This is a genomic window from Dietzia sp. B44, assembly GCF_014145245.1.
In the GTDB taxonomy this organism is placed as follows: domain Bacteria; phylum Actinomycetota; class Actinomycetes; order Mycobacteriales; family Mycobacteriaceae; genus Dietzia; species Dietzia natronolimnaea.
Genome location: NZ_JAALEF010000457.1, coordinates 1 through 1,026, shown reverse-complemented (window position 1 = coordinate 1,026; position 1,026 = coordinate 1). Strand labels below are relative to the sequence as shown.

At 71.6% G+C, this 1,026-nt stretch carries 2 protein-coding genes and 1 pseudogene; 2 read left to right on the top strand and 1 reads right to left on the bottom strand.

The features are described from left to right. Nucleotides 1-215, bottom strand: a pseudogene (locus G6017_RS14070) (prephenate dehydrogenase); the annotation flags it as partial. A gap of 36 nt (nt 216-251) precedes the next feature. On the opposite strand from G6017_RS14070, the gene G6017_RS14065 reads away from it, so the two are divergent. Both G6017_RS14065 and G6017_RS14060 read left to right on the top strand, forming a co-directional pair. Further along, nucleotides 252-776: a tRNA adenosine deaminase-associated protein gene (locus G6017_RS14065; protein ID WP_095717134.1), complete on the top strand. Its 525-nt coding sequence runs from the start codon at nt 252-254 to the stop codon at nt 774-776. A gap of 42 nt (nt 777-818) precedes the next feature. Beyond that, nucleotides 819-1,026 (top strand): tRNA-specific adenosine deaminase (locus tag G6017_RS14060; RefSeq protein WP_182617915.1); only part of this gene is annotated, 208 nt, incomplete at its 3' end.

Sequence of the window (1,026 nt, the reverse complement as noted above, 5' to 3'; positions counted from 1 at the left end):
AGGGGGACGCCGACGACGACGAGGGCGTCCGTCCGCGCGGCCCGGCGGAGCGTGTCGGCCAGATCCGTCGAGACGTGGAAGCCGGCCGCCGTCGCCGCCTCCGCGCCGGGGGTCGAGCGATTCCACCCGAACGCCCGATCCGGGCCCAGGACCCGCAGCAACGAACCGCCGATCAGGCCCGCTCCGAGCACGCACACGTCCGTCACCGCCGCCACCTGACAAGGTTCTCACAGCAGACTACGGTTGGGCCCATGGCCAGCACCTCCGACCGAAACACCCGCGACAGCGACAGCGACGACGACGCCGTCACCGGTTCCGCTCTCGGGGTGTTGCAGGCGGGCGGTTCATGGCAGATCACCAGACTCGATGACACCGCGCTCACCAGTCTCGACGACGCCGCGCGGCAGGTCCGCTCGCTGCGCACCGAGGGGGCGTCGTTCGGCCTCGTCGACGTCGATCACGAGTTCTTCGTGATCCTTCGTCCCGGCCCGTCCGGGATGCGGCTCATGCTCTCCGATGCGACCGCGTCCCTCGACTACGACCTCGCGGCCGACGTGCTCGACGAGCTCAACGTGGAGCTTCCGGACGAGGATCTCGAGGACGCCGACCCCTGGGGCGAGGGCGACATGGCGATCCTCGAGGACGTGGGGTTGCCGCCGGGGGTGCTGGAGATCATCGTGTCCGAGACCGACCTCTACGCCGACGAGCAGCTGCAGTCGCTGGCCGAGCGGATGGGTTTCGGCGAGGAGCTCGAGCGGCACCTGCCCGACTCGTGAGGCGGTCATGCTCGTGAGGCGGTCACCCCTGTGACCGCGCCCATGTCACCGACGTCGCCCCGGTCCGAGGACGAGCGGTTGATACGGCGGGCCCTGGCGGCCGCCGGTGACACCCCCGAGGGTGATGTGCCGGTCGGCGCGCTCGTGGTGGGGCCTGACGGCCGGGAGCTGGCCGTGGCCACCAACCGGCGCGAGGCCGACGGTGACCCCTTCGCCCACGCCGAGATCCTGGCCCTGCGCGAGGCGGCCC